The following is a 25,539-nucleotide window of genomic DNA, read 5'->3' as shown; positions in this document are numbered from 1 at the left end:
CTGGAACATAGCATGGCCGGTGCCGGGGCCGCGTTGCAGGGAAATGCCAGCACGCGCACACTCGTCATATGGGCGCGATCTTCCACCTGCGGCACTACGGCCAGGCCACCGGCCTGGACCGTCATGACTACGCGCAGTGGGTGCTGCCGCTGCAGGGCGAACTGCAGTTCGAGATGCAAGGCCGCGGTGGTCGCCTGGACCTGCTGCAGGGGGCCTTCGTCGCGGCTGGCGAAGCACACGACCAGATGGCCGATGGCCCGAATGCTTTCGTGATCGTCGACTGCCCCCCGGGTGTGCTCGATGACGGTACCCAGGAACACCTGTGCCGCCAGCGCTGGCTGCATCTGCCACTGGCGCTGCGACAGCGCCTGGCGCAGGTGTGTGAGGGCCAGGCACTGCCGGCCCTGTTGCCGCAGCTGCTCCAGGTGTTCGCACCGGCGGGCAGTGGTGCGCGCCTGCAGGGCCTGTGCGCGGCGGTGCAGGTTGATCCGGGCCAGGCGTGGCCGGTAGCACGCATGGCCGCCTTCGTCGGTGTCAGCGAAAGCCGGTTGCATGCGCTGTTCCAGCGGGAGTTCGGGCTGAGCCCGCAGGCCTGGCTCAGTGCAAGCCGGTTGCGTTGGGCCAAGCACCAGCTGCGTACCAGTGCGGCGCCGATCAGCGATATCGCGCTGGCGGCAGGCTATTCCGAGCAGAGTGCACTGACCCGTGCGCTGCGTCGTGAGTGCGGGCAGACGCCGGCCGCCTGGCGCAGGGGCGGCATCTGATTTGTAGAGCCGAGCCCACGCTCGGCTGCCCTTATCTGCACAGCGGCCAATCGCAGCCGAGCATTGGCTCGGCTCTACAGAGATGACAAGGCAATAGCCTCGGTCAAGAGCGCCCGCTGGCCAGCGCTTACACTGCGCGGCCCGTTCTCTTCCCCCGAAGAACCCGAATGCGCAACAACCCGATGGCCCTGGGCATCGCCAATGGCGTTGCCGCTGGCGCGCTGTGGGGCGTGGTCTTTCTCGCGCCCGCCGTGCTGCAGTCGTTCAATGCCCTGCAACTGTCCGCCGGTCGCTACCTGGTCTATGGCCTGATTGCCATCGCTCTGCTGCTGCCGCGCTGGAAGCGGCTGGCACCGCGGCTGGGCCGCGCCGAATGGTTCGGGCTGCTGTGGCTGAGCCTGGCCGGCAACCTGGTGTACTTCCTGCTGCTGGCCACGGCGGTGCAGTGGGCCGGTGGCGCGGCGGCGTCATTGATTGTCGGCCTGATTCCGGTGGTGGTCACTTTGGTTGGCGTGCGCGAGCAGGGCGCGGTGCCGTTGAAGCAGCTGCTGCCGGCGCTGGGCCTGTGCGTGCTCGGCGTGGCGCTGGTGGGCTGGGAAGCATTGATGTCCGAACACCTCGCAACACCGTGGCGGCAGCGCCTGATTGGCCTGCTCTGTGCGTTCGGTGCGCTGTTCTCGTGGGCGCTGTACTCGATCGGCAACAGTCGTTGGCTGGCGCGCCGGCCGGACCTGTCCAGCCACGACTGGTCGTTGCTGACCGGCGTCACCACTGGCGGCCTGGCCCTGCTGCTGGTGCCGATGGCCTTCATCGGCCACAGCGGTACCCACACCGCGGCGCAGTGGAGTGGCTTCTGGGCGATCAGCGCCGGCGTGGCAGTGGTGGCCTCGATCCTCGGCAACGCGTTCTGGAACCGTGCCAGCCGCCTGCTGCCATTGACCCTGACCGGGCAGATGATCGTGTTCGAGACGCTGTTCGCGCTGGCGTATGCCTTCGCCTGGCAGCAGCGCTGGCCCTCGCTGCTGGAGGCGCTGGCGATCGTGTTCCTGGTGGCCGGCGTGATGCTGTGCGCGCATGCCCATCGCTCGCCACGGGCGATCGCCGAACATGCAGGCTGAATGTGGGCGTCAAGCGTGCTGATGTCGGCTTGGTCTCAGATGCAACCAAATGCCGGCACGTTGGCCGATGATCGCCGCAATGATTTTTTGCATCGCAGCACTTGACAGCGGACCGGCGCACAGTGTTTTCTGTGCGTCATGGTCCTTGATGCCGCCCACGCCAGCCTGATCGCCCCCGCCATTGCGGGCCGTCCGACTGCGCCGGTCGCCACCACCACCATTACCACCACCACCGTCACCACTGCCCTGGTGCGGCCCGTCGTCTTCGTGTAACTCCCGAAAACCACGGCCCCGCACCATCCAGGTGACGGGGAAACTCGACACCTGCATGCGACGGGGCCTCCTAACGAGGTCTGCATGTCTTCCCACGCCCCCGCCCATCCCGTTGCCCCGGCCGATCTGGCTGCACCGTCCACTGTCGTGCACAAGTTCGGCGGCACCTCGGTGGCCGATGCCGAACGCTATCGCCATGTTGCCGGCCTGCTGCTGGCCCGTCCTGAGTCGCTGCAGGTCACTGTCGTCTCGGCGATGAAGGGGGTCACCGACGCGCTGATCGATCTGGCGCAGCTGGCGGCAAAGGGTGACCAGGGTTGGCGCGAGGCCTGGCATGCCCTGCGCGCGCGCCACCGTGGCGCCGCCGTGGCGCTGCTGGGCGAGCAGGTCGGCGAGACGGTCGAATGGATCGACGCCCGCTTCGATCAGCTGGCCGAAGTGCTGGCGGCGCTGGCGGTGATCGGCGAGCTGCCGCGCGAGGTGCTGGACCGCGTGCAGGGCCTGGGCGAAGTGTTCTCCGCGCAGCTGCTTGGCACCCACCTGCGTGCCTTGGGCGAAGACTGTGCGGTGCTCGATGCGCGCGATGTGCTGGTGGTCGGGCATGGCGAGCTGGGCGTCGATGTCGACTGGGAAGCCAGCGCCGACCGCCTCGCGCAATGGCGCCTTCAACATCCTCAGCCGCGCCTGGTCGCCACCGGTTTCGTCGCGCGTGACCGTGATGACCGCATCACCACCCTGGGCCGCAACGGCAGTGACTACTCCGGCGCGGTCTTCGCCGCGCTGTTCAACGCCGATGAACTGCACATCTGGACCGACGTCGACGGCGTGCTGTCAGCCGACCCGCGGCTGGTACCCGAAGCCGTGCAGCTCGAATCGCTCAGCTACGACGAGGCCTGCGAACTGGCTTACTTCGGCGCCAAAGTGGTGCACCCGCAGACGATGTCGCCGGCGATCCGCCTGGGCCTGCCGATCTTCATCCGCAATACGTTCCAACCGGCGCATCCGGGTACGCGCATCAGTGCCGAGCGCTCGCCGCGTGGGCCGGTAAAGGGCCTGACCCTGAGCCCGGGCCTGGCCCTGTTGAACCTGGAAGGCACCGGCCTGATCGGCGTGCCAGGCACTGCAGAGCGCGTATTCGCTGCCCTGCGCCAGGCGCAGGTGTCGGTGGTGATGATCTCGCAGGGTTCGTCGGAACATTCGATCTGCTGCGTGGTGCGCGCCGCCGAAGCTGCACGTGGCCGCGAGGCGCTGCTGCATGCGTTTGCGCATGAGCTGTCGGTGGGCCAGGTGCAGCGCGTGCAGGTCAGCGAGGGCGTCAGCGTTCTGGCGGCGGTGGGCGACGGCATGGCCGGCCAACCCGGCGTGGCGGCACGCCTGTTCGAGGCGCTGGGCCGCGCACAGGTGAACATCCTGGCAATCGCGCAGGGCTCGTCCGAGCGCAACATTTCGGTGGCGGTGGACAGTGCCGATGCCACCCGCGCCCTGCGCGCCGCGCATGCCGGCTTCTGGCTGTCGCCGCAGACCTTCGCGGTGGGTGTGATCGGGCCTGGCAACGTCGGTGCCGCGCTGCTGGACCAGCTGCTGGCCGCGCGCCCGCAGTTGCTGGCCAAGGCCAATGTCGACCTGCGCCTGCGCGCACTGGCCTCGCGTTCGCGCATGCGGCTGGATGCGGATGGGCTGCATGCCGACTGGCGCGAAGCCCTTCAGCAGGCGGGTGAGCCCAGCGATCTGGATCGCTTCACCGAACACCTGCTGGCCGCGCACCTGCCGCATGCGGTGGTGATCGACTGCAGTGGCAGTGCCGAGGTGGCCGAGCGCTATGAGGGCTGGCTGGCAGCCGGCATCCACTTGGTCACCCCGAACAAACAGGCCGGCGCCGGGCCGCTGCCGCGCTACCAGCGCATCCGCGCCGCGGCGGCGGCCAGTGGTGCGCGTTTCCGCTACGAGGCCACGGTGGGCGCGGGCCTGCCGGTGATCACCACGCTGCGTGACCTGGTCGATACCGGTGACGAGGTGCTGGCCATCGAAGGCATCTTCTCCGGCACGCTGGCCTGGCTGTTCAACCGCTTCGATGGCAGCCAGCCATTCTCGCAGCTGGTCGCGCAGGCGCGGTCGATGGGCTACACCGAGCCGGACCCGCGTGACGATCTTTCGGGCGTGGACGTGGCGCGCAAGCTGGTGATCCTGGCCCGCGAAGCCGGCCACGCGCTCAGTCTTGAGCAGGTGGAAGTGGAAAGCCTGGTGCCGGCGCTGCTGCGCGAGGGCAGCGTGGATGACTTCATGGCGCGGCTGGGCGAGTCCGACGCCAGCCTGCTGCAACGCCTGCAGGATGCGCGGGCGCGTGGTGCGGTGCTGCGCTATGTGGCACGGCTGGGTGCCGACGGCGCCTCGGTGGGGCTGCAGGAACTGCCGGCCGATCATGCCTTCGCCAACCTGCGGCTGACCGACAACGTGGTGCAGTTCCGCACCCGTCGCTACTGCGACAACCCGTTGGTGGTGCAGGGGCCGGGTGCGGGTCCGGAGGTGACGGCAGCGGGTGTGTTCGCGGACCTGCTGCGGGTCGCCGCCGGTGAAGGAGCGCGGCTGTGATCGCACGTGCGTTCGCGCCTGCCTCGGTGGCCAACGTGGCAGTGGGCTTTGACATTCTCGGCCATGCCATTGCCGGTATCGGCGATACCGTGAGCGTGCGCCGCATCGACGAGCCGGCGGTGCGGATCGATGCGATCCGTGGCAGTGCTGTCGCGCTGCCACTGGACGCCGCCGGCAACACCGCCGGGGCTGCGCTGATGTCGCTGCGCGAAGGCCTGGGCCTGGATTTCGGTTTCGCAGTCGAGATCGACAAGGGCATCCCGTTCGGTTCCGGCATGGGCGGTTCGGCAGCGTCGAGTGTCGCGGCGCTGGTCGCCGCCAATGCGCTGCTGCAGGCCCCGTTGCCGCGCGAGGCGCTGTACCCCTACGCGCTGGATGGTGAGGCGGTGGCCAGTGGTGGCCGTCACGGTGACAACGTCGGCCCGCTGCTGCTGGGTGGCCTGGCGCTGTGTACGGCCGATCGCCTGTTGCCGGTCCCGGTGCCTGCCAGCTGGCACAGCCTGCTGGTGCATCCGCACGCGGTGCTGGAAACGCGCCGTGCCCGCCAGGCCCTGCAGGGCAGCTATGCGCTGGGCGAGTTCGTGGCCCAGAGCGCGAACCTCGCGCTGGTGCTCAGTGGTTGCCATCGCAGTGATGCGACGCTGGTACGCGCGGGGCTGCGCGATGTGCTGGTCGAACCGCGACGGGCCGGATTGATTGCCGGCTTCGAGGCCGCCCGTGATGCAGCGCTGTCGGCCCATGCAATGGGCGCGGGCATCTCCGGTGCCGGACCCAGTGTGTTCGCTTGGTTCGAGGATGCTGACCAGGCCCGTGCCGCCGTGGCGCCGGTGCAGGCAGCGTTCGCTGCGGCCGGCTTCGACAGTGACGCCTGGGTATCGCCGCTGGATGCGCCGGGAGCCCGGCTGTGCTGAATCCTTCCCCTTCTCTGGATAACGATCCCATGCAATTTGTTTCGACCCGCGGCCAGTCTCCCGCCGTTGGCCTCAGCGCCGCGATCGCCGCCGGATTGGCGCCCGATGGCGGGCTGTATGTTCCCGCGCATCTGCCGGCCGCGCGCGAGCTGCAGGCCGGGGCGACCCTGGCCGATACCGCCGCCGATCTGCTGGCACCGTTCTTCGCGGGCGATGCACTCGAGACTGCGCTTCCGGGGATCTGCCGCGAAGCGTTCGACTTCCCGGTGCCGCTGCGTGCGCTCGGCGAGGGTGACCATGTGCTGGAGCTGTTCCATGGGCCGACGGCGGCATTCAAGGATATCGGCGCGCGCTTCCTGGCCGGTACGCTGTCGCGGCTGCAGGTCGGCAAGGATCGCGATCTGACGATCGTCGTCGCCACGTCCGGCGATACGGGTGCCGCCGTTGCGGCGGCCTTCCATCGCCAGCCGGGCGTGCGCGTGGTGGTGCTGTATCCGGAGGGCCGCGTGTCTCCGCGCCAGGCGCATCAGCTCGGTTGTTTCGGCGACAACATCCAGGCCCTGCGCGTGACGGGCGCATTCGACGATTGCCAGGCGATGGTCAAGCAGGCGCTGGCCGACCGCGAACTGCAGGCGCAGGTGCCGTTGAGCTCGGCCAACAGCATCAGCCTGGGCCGACTGCTGCCGCAGATGAGCTACTACGCGCATGCAGCGTTGACCCACTACGCCGCGCATCGTCGCCGGCTCAACCTGGTGGTGCCGACCGGCAATCTGGGCAACGCGATGGCGGCCGTGCTGGCGCGCGCGCTGGGCGTGCCGATCGGCCAGGTCGTGCTGGCCACCAATGCCAATGCCGTGCTGCCGGCGTACTTCAATGGTGGCGACTACCAGCCGCAGGCCAGTGTGGCGACGGTGGCCAATGCAATGGACGTGGGTGCGCCGAGCAACTTCGAGCGACTGCGCTGGCTCTACCACGGCGACGACGCAGAACTGCGTGCAGCTTTCCGCGCGTTCGCGGTGGATGACGTGACCATCCGCGCGACGATTGCCGCAGCGCATGCCAGCCGCGGCGAGCTGTTCTGCCCGCACACGGCGACGGCGGTGAAGGTGCTGCAGGATCTGCGCGCGCGCGGTGCCAAGGGCGACTGGGCGGCGGTGGCTACGGCGCATCCAGCCAAGTTCGAGGCTGTGGTCGAGCCGCTGATCGGCGAAACGGTGGCGGTGCCACCTGCGCTGGATGCCTTGCTGCAGCGACCAGCGCGCGCCGAACCATTGGCGGCAGATTACGCGGCCTTGCGCGAGGTGTTGCTGCGTTGATCGCAGATGGAGGTGGTTGCCGGCCAGCGGCCGGCACTACCCGTGTTGCATCCGTCCGGTAGTGCCGGCCGCTGGCCGGCAACCCAACCAACCGCGATACGGTCAGATCAACCCTTCACCGGCCAGCGTGCGCAGACCATCCTCGTCGAGGATCTCCACCACGTTCAGGTGGGGCAGGGCGATCAGCCCCTGCTGGCGTAGCTTGGTGAAGGTGCGGCTGACCGTTTCCATGGTCAGGCCCAGATGGTCGGCGATATCGCCGCGGCCCATCGGCAGCGACACGCGCAGGCCGTCGCCCCCCAGCTTGGCCTCGCGCGCGGCCAGGCGCAGCAGGAAATCGGCCAGCTTCTCGGCCGGCTGCAGGCGTGCCAGCGCCAGCGCAGCATCCTGTGCGGCATCCAGTTCCTGGCAGGCGCGCTGCAGCAGCTTGCGCTCCAGGTGCGGGAAGCGGCTGCGCAGGGCCTTCATCTGTGGCAGCGCGACACGGCACACGCGGCTGTCGGCGATGGCCTCGATGTCGTAGCGATGGTGGTCGCTGCCGCTCAGGCCCAGGTAGTCGCCGGGCAGCACGAAACCGTTGATCTGGCGCCGGCCGTCGGCCAGGGTGCGCACCAGGCGCAGTGCGCCGGCGGTCAATGTATAGACATGGTCGCGCTCTTCGCCGGTGCGGGCCAGCGTGCTGCCCATGCTGACCTGCTGCGAGACGGTGACCTGTTCCAGCGCCTGCACTTCGTCTGGCGACAGCGCCGAGCACACCGCAAGGTGCCGAACCGAGCAGTGCAGGCAGTCCAGCGTGGTGCAGGACGGCGAGGCGGGATCGTTGGTGGCGGGCGGAGCGCCGGAAGGCCGTGACATGTTGCGGGGGGCGTATCGCGGGCGGGGAGGGCCTTATGATACTTCAAGCGGCCGTTCGACCCTGCCGGAGGCGGGGGCGCTAGAATGTTGCCCCCTCCCACGTCCCGTTCCAGCAGGAGTTCCGCCCGTGATCAAGCCCCGTACCCCGCCCGGCACCCTTGAGCTGCTGCCGCGCGAGCAGATTGCGTTCCAGCGCATGCTGGACGTCATCCGCCGCAACTACGAGCGCTTCGGGTTCCTGCCGGTGGAGACGCCGGTGTTCGAGCTGTCCGACGTGCTGCTGACCAAGTCCGGTGGTGAGACCGAGCGCCAGGTGTATTTCGTGCAGTCCACCGGCGCGCTGGCCAACGCGGCCGAGTCGGGCGACCGTTCGCTGCCGGAAATGGCGCTGCGCTTCGACCTGACCGTGCCGCTGGCACGCTACGTGGCCGAGCACGAACACGAACTGACCTTCCCGTTCCGCCGTTACCAGATGCAGCGCGTGTACCGCGGCGAGCGTGCCCAGCGCGGTCGTTTCCGCGAGTTCTACCAGTGCGACATCGACGTGATCGGCAAGGACAGCCTGAGCGTGCGGTACGACGCTGAAGTGCTGGCGGTCATCCATGCGGTGTTCTCGGAACTGCGCATCGGTGACTTCAGCATCCAGCTGAACAACCGCAAGCTGATGCGCGGCTTCTTCGAGAGCCTGGGCGTGGCTGAAGGCGAGCGCCAGCTGGCGGTGCTGCGCGAAGTGGACAAGCTGGACAAGCGTGGCGCCGATTACGTTCGCGAGACGCTGGTGGGCGAGGGCTTCAACATCCCGGCAGAACAGGTCGAGAAGATCCTGGCCTTCGTCGCTGTGCGTTCGCAGGGCCATGCCGATGCGCTGGCGCAGCTGGCCACGCTGGAAGCCGACGCCGGTTCTTCGGAGATCCTGCGTACCGGCGTCGCCGAACTGCGCGAAGTGCTGCAGCTGGTGCAGGCGCTGGGCGTGCCGGAAACCGCATACTGCCTGAACTTCTCCATTGCGCGCGGCCTGGACTATTACACCGGCACCGTCTACGAGACCACGCTGACCGACCACCCGCAGATCGGCTCGATCTGTTCGGGCGGCCGTTACGAAGACCTGGCCAGCCACTACAGCAAGTCGAAGCTGCCGGGCGTGGGTATCTCCATCGGCCTGTCGCGCCTGTTCTGGCAGCTGCGCGAGGCGGGCCTGATCGACGGCATCGAAGCCAGCAGCGTGCAGGCGCTGGTGGCGCTGATGGACGAGCAGGGCATGCCGCAGTCGCTGGACATCGCGCGCCGCCTGCGCGCCGGTGGCATCAATACCGAAGTGCAGATGGAGCCGAAGAAGATCGGCAAGCAGTTCCAGTACGCGGCCAAGGCCGGCATCCGCTTCGTGGTGCTGGCCGGTGAAGACGAGCTCGCGCGCGGCGTGGTGGCGGTGAAGGACCTGCTGCGTGAACAGCAGTTCGAAGTGTCGCGCGACGAGCTGGCCAGCACCCTGCTGGTGGAGCTGGAGCAGTCCAGGGCGATGGTGTGAAGCCGGCCGTCGCAGGGGTACTCACCGTGCTCCTGTTGGCGGGCTGCCAGAGTGACCCGGTGCTGCGCAGTGATCGGCTGGGCCCGGCGCAGTACCGGCTGCAGGTTGATCGCTGTCACGTGATCGACCGCGCGCAGCTTGAGGGCGACCTGCGGGCCCTGGCCTCGCGGACGTGCCCGGCGGGTGCAGGGGCGTTGCAGAACATCCAGTTCCTGCCGAGCCGGCAGGGCAGTCTGTTCGGGGAGTGCCTGCGGCGCGGGACGCTGCAGGCGGAGGTGCGTTGCCTGCCCTGAGTCGAGCCAGGTTGTTGATTTGAAAGCAGAACGCCCGCCCTTTGGTGGGCGTTCTGCATTTCCGGCATCCGGTCCAGGGGTCAGATCCGTTTTCCTTTGGAAAACGGATCTGACCCCATGAGGCTCCGATTTGACGCACTGCGCAAGAATGCGCTAATGTACTAACGCGCTATTACATTGATGCATGGACCCGACCCCGTGAAAGCCCGCCCCGAGATTGCCGCCAAAGACCCGAAGGCCGACCTGGAAGCCCTGGCCCGGGCCTTTGCCGCGCTGCGCCAGCCGGAGCAGGTCGAGGCATTCCTGCGCGACCTGTGCACCCCGGCCGAGCTGGAGGCCATGGCCGACCGCTGGAAGGTGGTGCCGCTGCTGCAGCAGGGCGTGCCGTACCGCGAGATCCACGAGCGCACCGGCGTCAGCGTGACCACCACCGGACGTGTGGCACGCACGCTCGAGCATGGCCATCGAGGCTATGCCGCCGCCATCGACCGCCTTGCTTCGCGCTGATCCGCGCCCCGTTCCGAACTTCGAGACCTCCCCCATGAGTGCAACCCAGGCAGCGCCGGCACGAGACCGGCTGCGTATCGCCATCCAGAAGAGTGGCCGGCTGGCCGAGCCCGCCCGCAACCTGCTCAGCGCCTGTGGTCTGAGCTGGCGCGAAAGCCGCGACAAGCTGTTCTGCTACGGCGAATCGCTGCCGGTGGACCTGTTGCTGGTGCGCGACGACGACATCCCCGGCCTGATCGCCGATGGCGTCTGCGACCTCGGCATCGTCGGTCGCAATGAACTGGACGAGCAGGCCGCAGCGCGTCGCCAGATCGGCCTGCCGGACGCCTACCAGGCGCTGCGCGGGCTGGGCTTCGGCCAGTGCCGGCTGATGCTGGCGGTGCCCGAGGAATGGCAGTGGCAGGGTCCGGCGCAGCTGGCCGGCACCCGCATCGCCACCAGCTACCCGGCCATCCTCAAGCAGTGGCTGGCGGAGCAGGGCGTGGACGCGCAGGTGGTCGAGCTGTCCGGGTCGGTGGAAATCGCCCCGCGCCTGGGTACCGCCGACCTGATCTGCGATCTGGTCTCCAGCGGCGCCACGCTGCGTGCCAACCAGTTGACCCCGGTACACAACCTGCTCGACAGCGAGGCGGTGCTGGCTGGTGCGATGCGCGTGCCGGATGACGCACGTGCATCGCTGCGCGCGATGCTGCTGCGCCGCCTCGACGGCGTGGTGCAGCGCCAGGACCGCAAGCTGCTGATGTTCCGTGCCAGCGAAGATCGCGTCGACGCGCTGGCGCAGCTGCTGGCCGATGCCGAGCCGCTGGTGCGGCTGCCGGCCGATGGTGGCGCGCTGCGCCTGCAGACCATGTGCCCCGGCCCGCTGAGCTGGCAGCGCATGGAAGAACTCGAGCGCGCGGGCGCGCAGGGCCTGATGGTACTGAGCGTGGAGCGATCGCTGGCATGAACCGTCTGATCTGGTCCCGACTTGATGAGGCCGCGCGCAGCGCGGCATTGACCCGCCCGGTGCAGGCTGTGGCGCAGCAGACCCGCGATGCCGTAGCGGCCCTGATCGCGCAGGTGCGTGCACAGGGCGACGATGCGCTGCGTGCGATTACGGCGCGTTTCGATGGCGTCGAGCTGGCCTCGTTTGAAGTTTCCGAAGCCGAATTCGCCGCTGCCGAAGCCGCCGTGCCCGCCGAACTGCGACAGGCGATGGTGGACGCCGCCGAACGCATTGCGCGCTTCCACGCCGCTGGCATGGGCAAAGGCTATGCAGTTGAAACCGCGCCGGGCGTGGTCTGCGAACGCATGCTGCGCCCGATCGGCCGGGTGGGCCTGTACGTACCGGCTGGCAGCGCGCCGTTGCCGTCCACCGCGTTGATGCTGGGCGTTCCGGCGCAGCTGGCCGGTTGCCCGCAGGTGGTGCTGTGCACCCCGCCGCGCGCCGACGGCAGTGCCGATCCGGCAGTGCTGGTAGCCGCCCGCCTGACCGGCGTGCAGCGCGTGTTCAAGCTGGGCGGCGCGCAGGCGATCGCGGCGATGGCCTATGGCACGGCCAGCATTCCGGCCTGCGACAAGCTGTTCGGGCCGGGCAACAGCTTCGTTACCGAAGCCAAGCAGCAGGTCGCACAGGACGGCGCCGCCGCCATCGACATGCCTGCCGGTCCTTCGGAGGTGCTGGTGATTGCCGATGCTGGCGCCAATCCGGCGTTCGTCGCCGCCGACCTGCTGTCGCAGGCCGAGCACGGCCCGGATTCGCAGGTGCTGCTGCTGACCGAAGATGCGGCGATGCTGGCCGCGGTCGAAGCCGAGGTGGAGCGCCAGGTCGCCCTGCTGCCGCGCCAGCAGATCACACGGCAGGCCTTGTCGGCGTCTCGGCTGATCCTGGTCGATGCGTTGGCCGAGGCGTTCGCGATCAGCAACCGCTATGCACCAGAGCACCTGATCCTGGCCCTGCGTGATCCGCGCGCATGGCTGGACAAGGTGCAGGCGGCCGGCTCGGTGTTCCTGGGCGATTACACCCCCGAAGCACTGGGTGACTACTGCAGCGGCACCAACCACGTATTGCCCACCGCCGGTGCCGCGCGTGCCTACAGCGGCGTGAGCGTTGCCAGCTTCCAGAACCTGATCAGCGTGCAGAGCGCCAGCGCCGCCGGCCTGGCCGCGATCGGCGGCTGCGCGCGCATCATCGCCCGTGCCGAAGGCCTGGATGCGCACGAGCGTGCCGTTGCGTTGCGCATGGAGGTGGCGGCATGAGCGCGGCGATCGATGAGGTGCTGGCACTGGTGCGCCCGGACCTGCAGGCCTTCGCCGGCTACAGCTCGGCACGCAGCGCGGCGGTGCAGGGCGAGGTCTGGTTGAATGCCAATGAGTCGGCCTGGGCCAATGCGGCCGATCCCGCAGGCAGCAGCCGGCGCTATCCGGAGCCGCAGCCGCTCGCGCTGCGCGAGGGACTGGCGGCGCTGTACGGCGTGACGCCACAGCAGCTGCTGATCGGTCGCGGCAGCGACGAAGCCATTGATCTGCTGGTGCGCGCGCTGTGCGTGCCGGGTCGCGATGGCGTGCTGGTCACGCCGCCGGTGTTTGGCATGTACGCCGTCTGCGCACGCCTGCAGGGTGCCGCCTTGATTGAAGTGCCGCTGGTGGACAGCGAGGATGGACTGCGCACCGATCTGGATGCGGTGATCGACGCGGCCAAGGCGCAGGGTGCCAAGCTGGTGTTCCTGTGTGCGCCGTCGAACCCGGCCGGCAGTGACATCGCCCTGGATGAGGTCGAGCGCGTGGCGGTTGCGCTGCGCGGGCAGGCGCTGGTCGTGGTGGACGAGGCCTATGTCGAGTATGCACAACGGCCGTCGGCGACCACGTTGCTGGCCGCGCACGCCAATCTGGCGGTGCTGCGCACGCTGTCGAAGGCGCACGCGCTCGCGGCCGCCCGCGTTGGCACGCTGATCGCTGCCCCGGAGCTGATTGCCCTGCTGCGTCGCTGCCAGGCGCCGTACCCGGTGCCGACGCCGTGCGCGGAACTGGCCGTGCAGGCACTGCAGCCGGCCGCGCTGGCGCGCACCGCCGAGCGCGTGACCACGGTGATCGCCGAGCGCGAGCGCCTGCGTGCAGCCCTGGCCGGCCTGCCCGGCGTGTGCCGGGTGTATGCCTCGGCCGGCAACTACCTGCTGGTCCGCTTCGCCGATCCCCAGTCCGCGTTCGATACGCTGCTGGCTGCGGGCGTGGTGGTGCGCGACCAGCGCGCTGCGCCGCAGCTGGGTGATGCGCTGCGCATCAGCATCGGCAGCCCCGAAGAGAATGACCGCGTGCTTGCGGCCCTGTCGGCGCGGAGGGCCGCAGCATGACCCCGATCCTGTTCATTGACCGCGACGGTACCCTCATCGAGGAGCCGTCCGACTTCCAGATCGACGCCTACGAAAAGCTGCGCTTCGTGCCGCAGGTGATCCCGGCGCTGCTGAAGCTGCGTGATGCCGGCTACCAGTTCGTGATCGTCACCAACCAGGACGGCCTCGGCAGCGACAGCTACCCGCGCGCCAGCTTCGATGGCCCCAACGACCTGATGCTGCAGATCTTCGAGAGCCAGGGCATCACCTTCCGTGACGTGCTGATCGATTCCAGCTGGCCGCAGGACAATGCGCCGACCCGCAAGCCGGGCATCGGCCTGATGACCGCCTACCTGCAGGACCGCAGCATCGACTGGGCACGCTCGGGCATGGTCGGTGACCGGATCACCGACCTGCAGTTTGCCGCCAACCTCAACATCCGTGGTTTCCAGCTGCGCACCGCGCAGTTTGGTGGGCAGTGGGACTGGCCGGGAATCGCCCATGCGCTGGCCGACGCGCCGCGCACCGCCGTTGTCCAGCGCAACACCAAAGAAACGAAGATCCGCGTTGAGCTGGACCTGGACCGCGCGGGCGATGCACGCATTGCCACCGGCCTGCCGTTCTTCGACCACATGCTGGAGCAGATCGGCAAGCACGGCGGCTTCGCGCTGGACATCCAGGCCGAGGGTGACCTGCACATCGACGAGCACCACACCATCGAGGACACCGGGCTGGCCCTGGGCCAGGCCCTGCGCGAGGCGTTGGGCGACAAGCGCGGCATTGGCCGTTACGGCTTCACCCTGCCCATGGACGAGACCCTGGCCAGCGCTGCGCTGGACTTCAGCGGCCGTCCCTATTTCGTGTTCGAGGGCGAGTTCAAGCGCGAGCGCGTGGGCGATATGCCGACCGAGCTGGTGCCGCACTTCTTCCGTTCGCTGTGCGATGCCAGCGGTTTGAACCTCAACCTGCAGGTGCGCGGCGACAATGATCACCACAAGGTGGAGGCCTGCTTCAAGGCGCTGGCGCGCGCGCTGCGTCCGGCGCTGGCCCGGCAGGGCACGGCACTGCCGAGTACCAAGGGGGCGTTGTGAGCGATGTTGCGCTGATCGATGCCGGTGGCGCCAACCTGGGCTCGGTGCGCTACGCACTGGAGCGCCTGGGCGCGACGGTGCGGCTGGTGCGCGATGCGGACGGCCTGGTTGGTGCGCGGCGGGTGATCCTGCCCGGCGTCGGCGCCGCCGGTCCCGGCATGCAGCGCCTGCACGCTCAGGGCCTGGTGGAACCGCTGCAGCGACTGGAGGTGCCGTTGATGGGCATCTGCCTTGGCATGCAGCTGCTGTTCGAACGCTCCGAGGAAGCGGGCGTAGAGACACTGGGACTGATTCCGGGCGTGGTACGCAAGCTGGTGCCGGCCTGTGGCATCCGCGTGCCGCACATGGGCTGGAACCGCCTGCTGCCGCTGCGCGAATCGCTGTTGCTGCAGGACGTGCCGGAACGCGCCAGCGCCTACTTCGTGCACAGCTATGCGGCGCCGCTCAATACCCACACCGTCGCTGCCTGCGACCACGGTGGCCTGTTCACCGCCGTGGTGGAGCAGGGGCGCTACTACGGCGCACAGTTCCATCCCGAGCGCTCCGGCGAGACCGGCTCGCTGATGCTGCGCAACTTCCTCGAGGGCACTGCTGCATGAGTTTCATCGTCTACCCCGCGCTGGATATCCGCGACGGCCGCGTGGTGCGGCTGCGCCAGGGCGACTACGCGCAGGAAACCTCCTATGGGGATGACCCTCTGCCGCGGGCGCAGGCCTTCGCCGCGCAGGGCGCGCAGTGGATGCATCTGGTCGACCTGGATGCCGCACGGGCCGGTGGCTACACGCTGGCGCCGCTGTTGGCATCCATTCGTGCGCAGACCCCGCTGCAGGTGCAGACCGGCGGTGGCGTGCGCGGCCGCGACGATGTGGCGCGCATCCTCGACGCTGGCGCCGGCCGCGTGGTGGTGGGTTCGCTGGCGGTGCGTCGTCCCGATGAAGTGGTCGGCTGGCTGGAGGAATTCGGCGCCGATCGCATCACGATTGCGCTGGACGCGCGCCAGGACGCACAGGGGCAGTGGCAGCTGCCGGTGCACGGATGGACCGAGAACGCCGGGGTGACCCTGGATGACCTGGCCCGGCGCTACGCGCGCGCCGGCATGCGCCATCTGCTGTGCACCGACATCGCCCGCGACGGCATGCTGGCCGGGCCCAACATCAGCCTCTACCAGCACCTGTCGGCGCTGTTGCCGGGTGTGGCGGTGCAGGCGTCCGGTGGCATCCGTGACGTGGCCGATGTGGCCGAGGCGCGTGCTGCCGGCTGCGGCGGTGCCATCCTCGGCAAGGCGCTGCTGGAGCAGCGCATGGACCTGAGCGAGGCGTTGGCATGTTGAGCCGCCGCATCATTCCGTGCCTGGACGTGCGCGATGGCCGCGTGGTCAAGGGCGTGCGCTTCCGCGATCACGTCGACATGGGCGACATCGCCGAGTTGGCACAGCGCTATCGCGACCAGGGCGCGGACGAGCTGGTGTTCTATGACATCGGCGCCAGCCCCGAGGCACGGTCGGTTGACGTCGCCTGGATCGAGCGCATCGCGCGCCTGATCGACATTCCGTTCTGTGTGGCCGGTGGCATCGACAGCGTGGAAACCGCGCGCCGCGTGCTGTTCGCCGGTGCCGACAAGGTGTCGATCAATTCGCCGGCGCTGGGCCGGCCGGAGCTGATCACCGAGCTGGCGGACGAGTTCGGCGTGCAGTGCGTTGTGGTGGGGGTCGATTCGGTGCGCGAGGCCGACGGACAATGGCGGGTGCGTCGTTTCAGCGGCGATCCGGACAAGACCCAGGCGGTGCCGCTGCGCACGCTCGACTGGATCGTCGAAGCGCAACGGCGTGGAGCCGGTGAGATCGTGCTGAACTGCATGGACAGCGACGGTGTGCGCCGTGGCTACGATGTCGTGCAGCTGCAGCAGGCGCGGGCGCTGTGCCAGGTGCCGCTGATTGCCTCCGGTGGTGCCGGAGCGATGGAGCACTTCGCCGACGCCTTCGACCAGGCCGACGTCGACGGTGCGTTGGCGGCCAGTGTGTTCCACAGCGGCGCCATCGCCATTCCAGAATTGAAGCGCTACCTGCGCGGACAGCAGATCGAGGTGCGGGATGTCTATTGAAGTGAGGCCATCGCTGGATGCGCTGCAGGCGCTGGACTGGGGCAAGGGCGACGGCCTGCTGCCGGCCGTGGTGCAGGATGCCGATACCCTGCAGGTGCTGATGCTGGGCTATGTCAGCGCCGAATCGCTGGCGGCTACGCTGGCCATCGGCCACATGACTTTTTTCAGTCGCAGCAAGCAGCGGTTGTGGACCAAGGGCGAGCAGTCCGGCAACGTGCTGGTGGTGCAGTCGATCCGTGTCGACTGCGACGCCGATACGCTGCTGGTGATGGCGCGCCCGGCCGGGCCGACCTGCCACACCGGTGCCGAGAGCTGTTTCGACCAGGCGCCGAAGGATTTCCTGGGTGGGCTGGGCCAGCTGGTGGCCATGCGTGACGCGCAGCGCCCTCCCGGCAGCTACACCACCAGCCTGTTTGAAGGCGGCATCCGCCGCATCGCGCAGAAGGTGGGTGAGGAGGGCGTGGAGACCGCATTGGCCGCCGTGGCGCAGGATGATGAGGCATTGCTGGGCGAGGCGTCGGACCTGCTGTACCACCTGCTGGTGCTGCTGCGCGCGCGCGGGCTGTCGCTGGATGATGCGCGCGCGGTACTGGAAAAACGCCATCGTTGAGGAAGGCGTACGGACCAACGGTCCGCACCCACCTCTGCAATGCAGCCGAGCATGGCTCGGCTCTACAATAGGTGGTCTTCTTCTTTCCCGGACCGCCCATGAAACTGCCTGCCGCCTGGCTGTGCTGCCTGTTGCTGACCTCGCCGGCCTGGGCCGCGGACACCGTGGTCAGCGGCAAGGTGTATCTGGAGCGTGACGGCAAACCCGGCCGCGGTGCGACCGATCCGGGCCTGGCCGGGGTGCAGGTTTCCAACGGCGAGACCATCGTCAAGACTGCCGCTGACGGCAGCTACAGCCTGCCGGTGCGCGACGGCCAGACCGTATTCGTGATCAAGCCCGATGCCTACGCCTTCCCGAAGGCGGCGGACGGCCTGCCTTCGTTCTGGCGCCACTACCGCCCGAACGGCTCGCCGGCGCTGAAGTACGGCGGCATCGCCGCGACCAGCGACGTCACCCGCAACTGGGACTTCGCCCTGCAGTCGGATCGGCATGACAGCCGTCGTGGTTTCCAGATGCTGGTATTCACCGATTCGCAGACCGCCAGCCTGAAGGACATCGGCTACTACCAGCAGTCGATCGTGGCGCCACTGGTCGGCCAGACCAGGGCACGCATGGGCACCACCCTGGGCGACATCGTCAACGACGACCTGACCCTGTACCCGGCGATCAACAAGGTCACCACCGAACTCGGCGTGCCGTGGTTCCACGTGCCGGGCAACCATGACCTCGACTTCGATGCGGCCAGCGACGAACACTCACTGGACAGCTGGCGCAACATCTACGGCCCGGACACCTACGCGGTGGAAGAGGGCGGCGCCAGTTTCGTGTTCCTGGACGACGTGGTGTACGACCCCAAGGCCAGGCCGAAGTACGTCGGCGGCCTGCGCGAAGACCAGTTCGCCTTCCTCGCCAGCTACCTGAAGGGCCTGCACAAGGACCGCCTGCTGGTGCTGGGCATGCACATCCCGCTGTTCGACGCGGCGCCGGGGCGCGAGACCTTCCGCCATGCTGACCGCCAGCGCCTGTTCGACCTGCTGAAGGACTTCCGCAACGTACTGGTGCTCAGCGGCCACAGCCACACCCAGCAGCACGTCTACCACGGCAAGGCCGAGGGCTGGAACGGCGACAAGCCGCTGCACGAATACAACGTCGGTGCCAACTGCGGTGCGTTCTGGTCGGGCGTGAAGAATGCCGCTGGCGTGCCGGACAGCACCATGAGCGACGGCACGCCGAAGGGCTATGCATTGCTCGACGTGGCCGGCAACGGCAGCTATCGCCTGCAGTACCGCGTGGCCGGCAGGCCGGCCAGCGAGCAGATCGGCCTGCACGCGCCGAAGGTGCTGCGCCAGGGGGCCTACCCGGCGTGGGGTGTCTACGCCAACGTCTACATGGGCGAGGATCGGAGCGTGGTCGAGTACCGTGTCGATGGCGGCGCCTGGCAGCCGATGAAGCAGGTCAGCCAGCCCGACCCGCGCCTGATGGTGGAGAACGTGGCCGATGATCTGGCCAGCAGCCTGCGCGGCTACGACCGTTCGCCCGAGGCCACTGCGTCGCCGCACCTGTGGCGTGGCGCGCTGCCGACCGATCTTGCAGTGGGCAGCCATAAGGTCGAAGTACGCTCCACCCAGCCTGATGGCGCAGTGTTCACCGCCACCACCAGCTACAGCCTGCAGACTGCCCAGCCCTGACCCCCACGCACCAGCGCTCCAGCGAAAGGATCCCGCATGGATATCCGCTTCATGGCCGGCACCACGCCGGTGACCCTCAGCCGCCACTGGTTCACCGGCGCGATGCTGCTGCAGAGCGCCACCGAGAAGGTCTGGGTGCAGCACCCGCTGCATCCGGGCACCCACTTCTCGTTCTCGCTGGTACAGTCGTGGCTGCGCCACATCGCCGGCCACGAAGTGCTGGTCGAGCGCACCCGGCCGCTGTTGTTCGCCGGCTTCCGCCCGCAGCGCCTGCGCGTGCTGGTGGATGGGGTGCAGGTGGCCGAAGAGGAAGGCATGTAGGTTCACCTGAACCACCGGCGCGCTAGGCAAAGCCGCCCCGATGCCTGAGAATCGGGGCGATTCAATCGATCCAAGCAGGCCAGCGTGACCATCGCAGCAGCGTCAACGGTTTCCTCCGACTCCGCCCGCGGCGGTCTTCCGCGCCGTCTGGTCGTCGCCGATGTCGGCGGCACCTTTGCCCGGCTCGCGCTGGCGGAAACCCGACCCGGCCAGACGCCGCTGCTGGGCAGCCACCGTACCTATGCCTGTGCCGAGCATTCCAGCCTGGCCGCAATCCTGGCCGATTTCACCGCCGGCCTCGGCCACCCGGTGCAGACCGCGGTGGTCGCCATCGCTGGCCTGCTGGATGGCGATGTGCTGATCAACTCGAACCTGCCGTGGACGGTCTCGCTGTCGGCCACCCGCGCGCAGTCCGGGCTGCACGAACTGCAGCTGATCAATGATTTCGAAGCGGTGGCGCTGGCCATCCCCTACCTGCAGCCGGAAACCCTGGTGCCACTGAACGGCGACGCCGATCCGGCGCAGGCCTTCCCGGCGCTGGTACTGGGCGCGGGTACCGGGCTGGGCGCCGCGCTGCGTTTCGCTGATGGCGAGCGTCCGGTGCTGGCCAGCGAGATCGGTCATGCCGCGCTGGGCGCCGGCAACGCGCTGGAACTGCAGGTGCTGGGCCGTCTGCTGCAGCGTTGGCCGCACGTGGACAACGAGCGCGTGCTGTCCGGCAGCGGCCTGATGAACCTGTATCCGTGCCTGTGCGAACTGCGCGGCGTCACCCCGGTGTGGACCAGTACGGAGGCGCTGATCGGCGCCGCGCGTGGCGGTGAGGATGCACTGGCGGTGGAAACGTTGCAGGTCTTCTGTGCGTGGCTGGGCAGCCTGGCCGGCGACGCGGCGATCGCCGTCGGCGCGCGCTCGGTGTACCTGGCCGGTGGCATTTCCGCGCATGTGCAGGATTTCCTGGCCGATGGCCGCTTCCGTGAGCGCTTCCTCAACAAGGGCGTGCTGACCGAGGTGCTGCGCCAGGTGCCGGTGTGGCGCGTGGAGCATGGCCAGCTGGGCGTGCTCGGCGCAGCGGTCTGGCACGCCGCACGGCAGCCCACGCACGACTGATCGGCAGGGTTGGCATCGGGCCGGCCGTGCATTGCAGACTGGGAGGGGAAAATGGTGGATCGCAGGCAGTTCCTGCAGGCCGGTGCACTGGCCGCAGGCATGGCGGCATTGCCGGGCGTGCAGGCGCGCACGCAGGGTGGGGCCCGGGTGGTCTCCACCTGGGACTTCGGCGTACCGGCCAACCAGGCCGCATGGAAGGTGCTGGCGCAGGGTGGCAGCGCGCTGGATGCGGTGGAGGCGGGCGCACGCTGGGCCGAGAGCGAGCTGTGCAACCCTACCGTTGGCCATTGCGGCAATCCGGATCGCGACGGCGTGCTGAGCCTGGATGCGAGCATCATGGACGGCGATGGCCGTTGTGGTGCAGTGGCCGCGCTGGTGGACATCCTGCATCCGGTGTCGGTGGCCCGCAAAGTGATGGAGAACAGCCCGCATGTGCTGCTGGTCGGCGAGGGCGCGCAGCAGTTCGCGGTGCAGCAGGGGTTCGAGCGCAAGCATCTGCTGACGCCGCAGGCCAAAGCGGCCTGGCGCGAGTGGCTGAAGACCGAGAAGTACCAGCCGCAGATCAATGCCGAGCGCCGTGGCATTCCCGGCAACAGCGACAACCACGACACCATCGGCATGCTGGCACTGGATGCCAAGGGCCAGCTGGCCGGTGCCTGCACCACCAGCGGCATGGCGTGGAAACTGCACGGTCGCGTTGGCGACAGTCCGATCATCGGCGCCGGCCTGTACGTCGACAACGACGTCGGCGCGGCCACTGCTTCGGGGGTGGGTGAAGAGATGATCCGCAACGCGGCTTCGTTCCTGGTGGTCGAGCTGATGCGCCAGGGGCGTTCACCGGCGCAGGCCTGCCGTGAAGCCATCGACCGCGTGGTGCGCAAGCGCCCGGAAGCGAGCAGAACGTTGCAGGTGTGCTTCCTGGCCATGAACAAGCAGGGCGAGGTCGGCGCCTATGCGCTGCATCGTGGCTTCGTCTATGCGGTGTGCGATGCGCAGCGCCAGGATGACCTGCGTGACTCGCCGTCGATCTACACGAGCACCCAGGCGTGAGTACGCGGCTGACCCTGGAGATCGCCAGCAACTCGCTGGCCTCGGCGCTGGCCGCGCAGGCTGGCGGCGCCGACCGCATCGAACTGTTCGACAACCTGGCCGAGGGCGGCACCACGCCGTCGTTCGCCAGCATCGCGATGGCCCGCGAGCGCCTGTCGATTCCGCTGTTCGTGCTGGTGCGGCCACGCCCGGGCGACTTCCACTACGACGCGCTGGAAACCGAACTGATGCTGCGTGACATCGCGCAGTGCCGCGCGCTGGGTTGCGATGGCGTGGTGATCGGCGCGCTGGACGTGCAGGGCGGCATCGACCTGGCGCTGTGCCGGGAACTGGTGCAGGCCGCCGGGCCGTTGCAGGTGACCTTCCATCGCGCCTTCGACGCCGCCCGCGATCTGCCGGCGGCGCTGGAGCAGGTGATCGGGCTGGGCTGCCAGCGCGTGCTGACCTCGGGCGGGCAGGCCAGCGCCGAGGCCGGTGCCGATGTGCTGGCGGGCCTGGTCACCCAGGCGGCGGGGCGCATCACGGTGATGGCTGGCGCCGGATTGGCCCCGGGCAACATCGCAACCGTCGCGCGGCAGACCGGCTGTACCGAACTGCACGCCTCCGCAAAAGGCCTGCGCCGCTCGGCGATGCAGTTCCAGAACCCGGCCCTGCGCGGTCTGGACCCGGACTGGAGCCAGACCGCCACCGCTACCGTGGCCGCGCTGCGGCAGGCGCTGGACGGCTGATCGCTGCCCAAGGTCGGATCCCTTCGCAGAAGGGCTCTGACCCCGGGGCTGTCCCGCGACGGACAAAACCGTTCCGCGCGCGATTGTCGTGATCATGTCACTACTTCGTGCGCCGTTCTGTCAGCAATGCGTCGCAACTCTTTGATTGTTCTGGACACCGGCAGCCGATAGCGGCATCTCGCCGGCTGTTGCTGCGTTGCCGCATGCCGGGCGTGGTTCAGCTGTGCTTTAGTTTGGATCGATCCACAGGGGAGGTGCCATATCGGTCGTGAACCGATCCAAGCGCCTGGATCCGTCGTAGTGCCGCGCCACCGTCCGCCCGTGCGTCCACATCTTCGAAGAGCAACCACCCATGGCTCAGATCGTCCACAAGCGTCGCCACCTGCTGTCCCAGGCCCTGATCCTGGCCCTGTTGCCGCTGGCGGCCAGCGCGCAGGAAGCTGCCAGTTCGTCCACCAAGGATCTGGACGCGGTCACCGTCACCGGCTCGCGCATCAAGCGCGCCAGCGTCGAGGGCCCGGCGCCGGTCAACGTGATCACCGCCGCGCAGATCCAGAAGGAAGGCTTTGTCAGCGTGTACGACGCGCTGAAGACCCTCACCGAGGCCACAGGCACCGTTGAAGCCGCATCGCAATGGGGCTCGCATACGCCCAATGCCAGCGGCCTGAACCTGCGCGGGATGGGCCCGAACCGCTCGCTGCTGCTGGTCAATGGCCGTCGTGTAGCGGATTACCCGCTGCCCTACGGTGGCGAAACCAACTTCTCCAACTACGGCAACATTCCGGCCGCGGCGGTGGAGCGCATTGAAGTGCTGACCGGTGGCGCCTCGGCCATCTACGGTTCGGATGCGATCGCCGGCGTGGTCAACGTCATCCTCAAAACCAACTACGACGGCGACGAAGTACGCGTGCGCGGCGGCACTTCCAGCGAAGGCGGACGTGATACCTGGGATCTGTCCTGGGCCGGTGGCAAGACCGGCGACAACTGGAGCGTGACCTACGCGCTGCAGTACACCAAGCGCGACCCGCTGTTCGGGCGTGATCGCCCGCAGATGGACGATGCCGACGATGCGCCGTACCCGTCCTGGAACATGGAACAACGCAAGGTCGGCTTCCGTCCCACCGCCGGTCTGGCGCTGATCGATCCGACCACGGGCCAGCGCCTGGCGCCGCCCACCGGCACCTGCGAAAAATTCGACGGCGAGTATTACACCGCCGATCGATTGGTCTACAACTACGCCGCCAACCGCATCACCAACACCGGCCGCCTGTGCGGCATGAGCGCCGACTACGCCAACTGGCTGCTTACCGGCGGCGCCGAGAACGTGTCCGGAAACCTGTACGCCACCTTCGATTTCAGCAATGACCTGCAGGCCTGGACCAACCTGGCGGTGTATCGCTCCGAAGCGATCTGGGGCACCAATCCGCCCGGCGTGTCGCTGATCGACGATGACAACGGCTATTACTGGGATGCCAACCGCAACCGGCCGATCCTGGGGGTGCGCCAGTTCACCCCGAACGAAGTCGGGGGCCTGGATACGCTGCGCAACACCAACCGCGAACTGTCCTGGGACTGGAGCGCGGGCCTGCGCGGGCGCCTGGCCGACCGTTTTGACTGGAGTGCCACGGTGGGGCGTTCCTATTACCGCGTGGAAGAACGGCAGAACGTGGTCGACAAGCAGAAGTCGTATGACTACTTCCTTGGCCCGCGCCTGGGCACCACCGCCGATGGCGAGGCGATCTATGCGTTGAACGAATCGCGCTGGTGGAACCCGCTGACGCCGGACCAGTACTGGCAGATGGGGACCGTGGCGAAGAACCGCGCGGCGTCATGGGTCAACCAGGCGTCGGCGGATATCACCGGCGAGCTGTTCCAGGGCTGGGCCGGCCCGATTTCGTTTGCGGCGGTGGCTGAAGTCGCGCAGCAGGGCTATCACCTCAGTCCGGACCCGCGCGCTGGCATCGACTTCGACCTGCAGAATGTCGATCGCGGCGGCGGCGAGCGTACCCGCTACTCGGCCGGCGTCGAGTTCAAGATCCCGCTGCTGGACAGCGTGACCGCTACTGCGGCCGCGCGCTACGACCGCTATGGCAACTACAAGGCCGATGACAGCAGCGAAGCGCTGGACATCGGCAGCCAGAAGGAAACCACCTGGAACGTCGGCCTGGAATGGCGCCCGGTCGAATCGCTGCTGGTGCGTGGCTCGTACGCCACCAGCTTCCATGCGCCGGACATGCATTACCTGCTGGGCCAGCCGAGCAGTTCGGAAGTGCAGACCTATGACCGCCTGCGCTGCATCCAGAGCGGCGCGTACCTGGTCAACAACTGTGGCGTGGGCAACACCGACGTCTGGTACACGTTCGACGTGAACCGGCGTGGGACGCCGCTGCTGCGCTCGGAGACCGGTGATTCGTGGACGGTCGGCTTCGTCTGGGACGTGCTGCCGAACCTGTCGGTCAGTGCCGACTACTGGGCGATCAAGCTGGAAGACATGATCGTCGACGTCGGCGCCGATGAGGTGCTGGCCAGCGAGGCCGGCTGCCTGACCGGCAAGAACATGGACGGTACGCCATGGGCCAACCCGGCCGGTGGCGAGTACTGCGCCGGCATCCTGGCCCGCGTGAACCGTGACAGCAACGGTCGCCTGGTATCGATCGAGCGCGGCCCGTTCAACCTGGCCAGCCGCGAGGTGCGCGGCATCGACCTGACCGCGCGCTATCGCCTGGAAACCGCGCGGTGGGGCAGCTTCCAGCTGGGCGTGAACTACACCAACCAGATCTCGACCAAGGAGCAACGCTACGCCGCCGACCCGAATCCGGAACGCCGCGATCGTGACCTGCGCAGCAAGCTGCGCGCGAGCCTGGCCTGGCAGCGCGGCAACTGGAACGCCAATGTCTATGCCGACCGCATCGGTTCGGTGCCGGGCGTGCGCTACCACTGGGGTACCGACCGCCTGGACAACCCTGGTGGCTGCCTGCCGTTCGCCGATGGCTACGTGCCCAGTGACAGCCCGTCGCTGAACTGCCTGGAGCCGGCACGGCTGCCGGATGGTTCGGTGAACCCGAACCCCAACGCCGGGCAGCAGACGGCGCGCTACTACGGTCGAGTGGGGCCGTTCATCACCTGGAACTTCAACGTGGGCTACCAGCTGACCGAACACGCGAAGGTAAACGTGTACGTCAACAACGCCTTCAACGCCGCCAGCTGGAACCACAAGGACCCGTACAAGCTGGATTACGACTTCGCTCCGACCCGCCTGCTGGGCGCGGTCGGCCGCGAGTTCGCGTTGGAGTATGTGTTCACCTTCTGAGGTGACCTGCCTCCGCCGGTAGGTCCACGCCATGCGTGGATATGGACACCCGGGTGCCCATTCAGGAAATGCGGA

The 25,539-nt window shown here is 68.2% G+C and carries 24 protein-coding genes; 22 read left to right on the top strand and 2 right to left on the bottom strand.

Features of this window, described 5'->3' with window-relative positions:
* Positions 1–68: 68 nt before the first annotated feature.
* Together AC5P53_RS08005 and AC5P53_RS08000 are read left to right on the top strand one after the other, a co-directional pair.
* Positions 69–764 carry an AraC family transcriptional regulator gene (locus tag AC5P53_RS08005; protein WP_241886758.1) on the top strand — a complete coding sequence of 232 codons (696 nt, stop codon included), beginning with the start codon at positions 69–71 and terminating at the stop codon, positions 762–764.
* A 167-nt stretch (positions 765–931) separates the two neighbouring features.
* The gene (locus AC5P53_RS08000; RefSeq protein ID WP_241886759.1) at positions 932–1,882 is read left to right on the top strand and encodes a DMT family transporter; all 951 of its coding nucleotides are present in this window, start codon (positions 932–934) and stop codon (positions 1,880–1,882) included.
* A gap of 9 nt (positions 1,883–1,891) precedes the next feature.
* Here the strand turns inward: AC5P53_RS08000 and AC5P53_RS07995 are convergent, their stop codons facing one another.
* On the bottom strand, positions 1,892–2,212 hold the full coding sequence (locus AC5P53_RS07995; protein WP_164077554.1) for a hypothetical protein: 321 nt from the start codon (positions 2,210–2,212) through the stop codon (positions 1,892–1,894).
* A 27-nt stretch (positions 2,213–2,239) separates the two neighbouring features.
* Between AC5P53_RS07995 and thrA the strand changes: the two genes are divergently transcribed.
* The 3 genes from thrA to thrC are packed head-to-tail and all read left to right on the top strand — an operon-like array spanning position 2,240 to position 6,971.
* Positions 2,240–4,744 (top strand): bifunctional aspartate kinase/homoserine dehydrogenase I, encoded by a 2,505-nt coding sequence (gene thrA / locus AC5P53_RS07990; RefSeq protein ID WP_241886760.1) that lies wholly within the window; start codon positions 2,240–2,242, stop codon positions 4,742–4,744.
* Positions 4,741–5,655: a homoserine kinase gene (locus AC5P53_RS07985; RefSeq protein ID WP_049406512.1), complete on the top strand. Its 915-nt coding sequence runs from the start codon at positions 4,741–4,743 to the stop codon at positions 5,653–5,655. The genes thrA and AC5P53_RS07985 overlap by 4 nt, the downstream gene beginning before the upstream one ends.
* A gap of 29 nt (positions 5,656–5,684) precedes the next feature.
* Positions 5,685–6,971 carry a threonine synthase gene (gene thrC, locus AC5P53_RS07980; RefSeq protein WP_241886761.1) on the top strand — a complete coding sequence of 429 codons (1,287 nt, stop codon included), beginning with the start codon at positions 5,685–5,687 and terminating at the stop codon, positions 6,969–6,971.
* 102 nt (positions 6,972–7,073) lie between these two features.
* Here thrC and AC5P53_RS07975 read toward each other — a convergent pair whose 3' ends face one another.
* Positions 7,074–7,826, bottom strand: coding sequence for a Crp/Fnr family transcriptional regulator (locus AC5P53_RS07975; protein WP_010482595.1), 753 nt, complete (start codon positions 7,824–7,826; stop codon positions 7,074–7,076).
* A 127-nt stretch (positions 7,827–7,953) separates the two neighbouring features.
* Here AC5P53_RS07975 and hisS point away from each other — a divergent pair, with 127 nt between their 5' ends.
* From hisS to AC5P53_RS07890, 17 genes are all read left to right on the top strand, one after another.
* Positions 7,954–9,351, top strand: coding sequence for a histidine--tRNA ligase (gene hisS, locus AC5P53_RS07970; protein WP_032958002.1), 1,398 nt, complete (start codon positions 7,954–7,956; stop codon positions 9,349–9,351).
* Complete coding sequence (locus AC5P53_RS07965; RefSeq protein WP_495227237.1) at positions 9,348–9,644, top strand: hypothetical protein; 297 nt, start codon at positions 9,348–9,350, stop codon at positions 9,642–9,644. Before hisS ends, AC5P53_RS07965 begins: the two co-directional genes overlap by 4 nt.
* A gap of 198 nt (positions 9,645–9,842) precedes the next feature.
* Entirely contained in the window at positions 9,843–10,151 is a 309-nt protein-coding gene (locus AC5P53_RS07960) for a YerC/YecD family TrpR-related protein (protein WP_144435278.1), read from the top strand.
* 34 nt (positions 10,152–10,185) lie between these two features.
* Entirely contained in the window at positions 10,186–11,097 is a 912-nt protein-coding gene (gene hisG / locus AC5P53_RS07955; protein ID WP_032957997.1) for an ATP phosphoribosyltransferase, read from the top strand.
* Complete coding sequence (gene hisD, locus AC5P53_RS07950) at positions 11,094–12,389, top strand: histidinol dehydrogenase (protein WP_111206149.1); 1,296 nt, start codon at positions 11,094–11,096, stop codon at positions 12,387–12,389. Before hisG ends, hisD begins: the two co-directional genes overlap by 4 nt.
* Positions 12,386–13,480: a histidinol-phosphate transaminase gene (gene hisC, locus AC5P53_RS07945; RefSeq protein ID WP_069118396.1), complete on the top strand. Its 1,095-nt coding sequence runs from the start codon at positions 12,386–12,388 to the stop codon at positions 13,478–13,480. Before hisD ends, hisC begins: the two co-directional genes overlap by 4 nt.
* On the top strand, positions 13,477–14,550 hold the full coding sequence (hisB, locus tag AC5P53_RS07940; protein WP_053494372.1) for a bifunctional histidinol-phosphatase/imidazoleglycerol-phosphate dehydratase HisB: 1,074 nt from the start codon (positions 13,477–13,479) through the stop codon (positions 14,548–14,550). The genes hisC and hisB overlap by 4 nt, the downstream gene beginning before the upstream one ends.
* Complete coding sequence (hisH, locus tag AC5P53_RS07935) at positions 14,547–15,149, top strand: imidazole glycerol phosphate synthase subunit HisH (RefSeq protein WP_241886764.1); 603 nt, start codon at positions 14,547–14,549, stop codon at positions 15,147–15,149. Before hisB ends, hisH begins: the two co-directional genes overlap by 4 nt.
* A complete protein-coding gene (gene hisA / locus AC5P53_RS07930; protein WP_014646952.1) occupies positions 15,146–15,880 on the top strand; it encodes a 1-(5-phosphoribosyl)-5-[(5-phosphoribosylamino)methylideneamino]imidazole-4-carboxamide isomerase in 735 nt (244 codons plus the stop codon). Before hisH ends, hisA begins: the two co-directional genes overlap by 4 nt.
* Entirely contained in the window at positions 15,874–16,650 is a 777-nt protein-coding gene (gene hisF / locus AC5P53_RS07925; protein WP_014646953.1) for an imidazole glycerol phosphate synthase subunit HisF, read from the top strand. The genes hisA and hisF overlap by 7 nt, the downstream gene beginning before the upstream one ends.
* A complete protein-coding gene (gene hisIE, locus AC5P53_RS07920; RefSeq protein ID WP_014646954.1) occupies positions 16,640–17,260 on the top strand; it encodes a bifunctional phosphoribosyl-AMP cyclohydrolase/phosphoribosyl-ATP diphosphatase HisIE in 621 nt (206 codons plus the stop codon). The genes hisF and hisIE overlap by 11 nt, the downstream gene beginning before the upstream one ends.
* A 98-nt stretch (positions 17,261–17,358) precedes the next feature.
* Positions 17,359–18,948 carry a calcineurin-like phosphoesterase C-terminal domain-containing protein gene (locus AC5P53_RS07915; protein ID WP_111206152.1) on the top strand — a complete coding sequence of 530 codons (1,590 nt, stop codon included), beginning with the start codon at positions 17,359–17,361 and terminating at the stop codon, positions 18,946–18,948.
* Between the two features lie 36 nt (positions 18,949–18,984).
* Entirely contained in the window at positions 18,985–19,269 is a 285-nt protein-coding gene (locus tag AC5P53_RS07910) for a hypothetical protein (protein WP_046430369.1), read from the top strand.
* 84 nt (positions 19,270–19,353) lie between these two features.
* Positions 19,354–20,376 (top strand): glucokinase, encoded by a 1,023-nt coding sequence (locus tag AC5P53_RS07905; RefSeq protein WP_169412490.1) that lies wholly within the window; start codon positions 19,354–19,356, stop codon positions 20,374–20,376.
* A 51-nt stretch (positions 20,377–20,427) separates the two neighbouring features.
* Positions 20,428–21,426, top strand: coding sequence for a glycosylasparaginase (locus tag AC5P53_RS07900; protein ID WP_227864045.1), 999 nt, complete (start codon positions 20,428–20,430; stop codon positions 21,424–21,426).
* Positions 21,423–22,154, top strand: a complete 732-nt coding sequence (locus tag AC5P53_RS07895) for a copper homeostasis protein CutC (protein WP_164167546.1) — start codon at positions 21,423–21,425, stop codon at positions 22,152–22,154. The genes AC5P53_RS07900 and AC5P53_RS07895 overlap by 4 nt, the downstream gene beginning before the upstream one ends.
* Positions 22,155–22,506: 352 nt before the next feature.
* On the top strand, positions 22,507–25,464 hold the full coding sequence (locus AC5P53_RS07890; RefSeq protein ID WP_032957985.1) for a TonB-dependent receptor plug domain-containing protein: 2,958 nt from the start codon (positions 22,507–22,509) through the stop codon (positions 25,462–25,464).
* The last annotated feature ends 75 nt before the right edge of the window (positions 25,465–25,539 follow it).

The sequence above is a fragment of the Stenotrophomonas sp. YJH_SMC_82 genome (assembly GCF_059368875.1).
The sequence above is the reverse complement of the archived record's forward strand: the minus strand, read 5'-3'. Positions and strand labels throughout refer to the sequence as shown.

Coding starts and splice junctions, on each gene's coding strand:
- AC5P53_RS08005 (WP_241886758.1), top strand. CDS start 69: ATGGGCGCGATCTTCCACCTGCGGCACTACGGCCAGGCCACCGGCCTG.
- AC5P53_RS08000 (WP_241886759.1), top strand. CDS start 932: ATGCGCAACAACCCGATGGCCCTGGGCATCGCCAATGGCGTTGCCGCT.
- AC5P53_RS07995 (WP_164077554.1), bottom strand. CDS start 2,212: ATGCAGGTGTCGAGTTTCCCCGTCACCTGGATGGTGCGGGGCCGTGGT.
- thrA (WP_241886760.1), top strand. CDS start 2,240: ATGTCTTCCCACGCCCCCGCCCATCCCGTTGCCCCGGCCGATCTGGCT.
- thrC (WP_241886761.1), top strand. CDS start 5,685: ATGCAATTTGTTTCGACCCGCGGCCAGTCTCCCGCCGTTGGCCTCAGC.
- AC5P53_RS07975 (WP_010482595.1), bottom strand. CDS start 7,826: ATGTCACGGCCTTCCGGCGCTCCGCCCGCCACCAACGATCCCGCCTCG.
- hisG (WP_032957997.1), top strand. CDS start 10,186: ATGAGTGCAACCCAGGCAGCGCCGGCACGAGACCGGCTGCGTATCGCC.
- hisD (WP_111206149.1), top strand. CDS start 11,094: ATGAACCGTCTGATCTGGTCCCGACTTGATGAGGCCGCGCGCAGCGCG.
- hisC (WP_069118396.1), top strand. CDS start 12,386: ATGAGCGCGGCGATCGATGAGGTGCTGGCACTGGTGCGCCCGGACCTG.
- hisB (WP_053494372.1), top strand. CDS start 13,477: ATGACCCCGATCCTGTTCATTGACCGCGACGGTACCCTCATCGAGGAG.
- hisA (WP_014646952.1), top strand. CDS start 15,146: ATGAGTTTCATCGTCTACCCCGCGCTGGATATCCGCGACGGCCGCGTG.
- hisF (WP_014646953.1), top strand. CDS start 15,874: ATGTTGAGCCGCCGCATCATTCCGTGCCTGGACGTGCGCGATGGCCGC.
- hisIE (WP_014646954.1), top strand. CDS start 16,640: ATGTCTATTGAAGTGAGGCCATCGCTGGATGCGCTGCAGGCGCTGGAC.
- AC5P53_RS07915 (WP_111206152.1), top strand. CDS start 17,359: ATGAAACTGCCTGCCGCCTGGCTGTGCTGCCTGTTGCTGACCTCGCCG.
- AC5P53_RS07910 (WP_046430369.1), top strand. CDS start 18,985: ATGGATATCCGCTTCATGGCCGGCACCACGCCGGTGACCCTCAGCCGC.
- AC5P53_RS07900 (WP_227864045.1), top strand. CDS start 20,428: ATGGTGGATCGCAGGCAGTTCCTGCAGGCCGGTGCACTGGCCGCAGGC.
- AC5P53_RS07890 (WP_032957985.1), top strand. CDS start 22,507: ATGGCTCAGATCGTCCACAAGCGTCGCCACCTGCTGTCCCAGGCCCTG.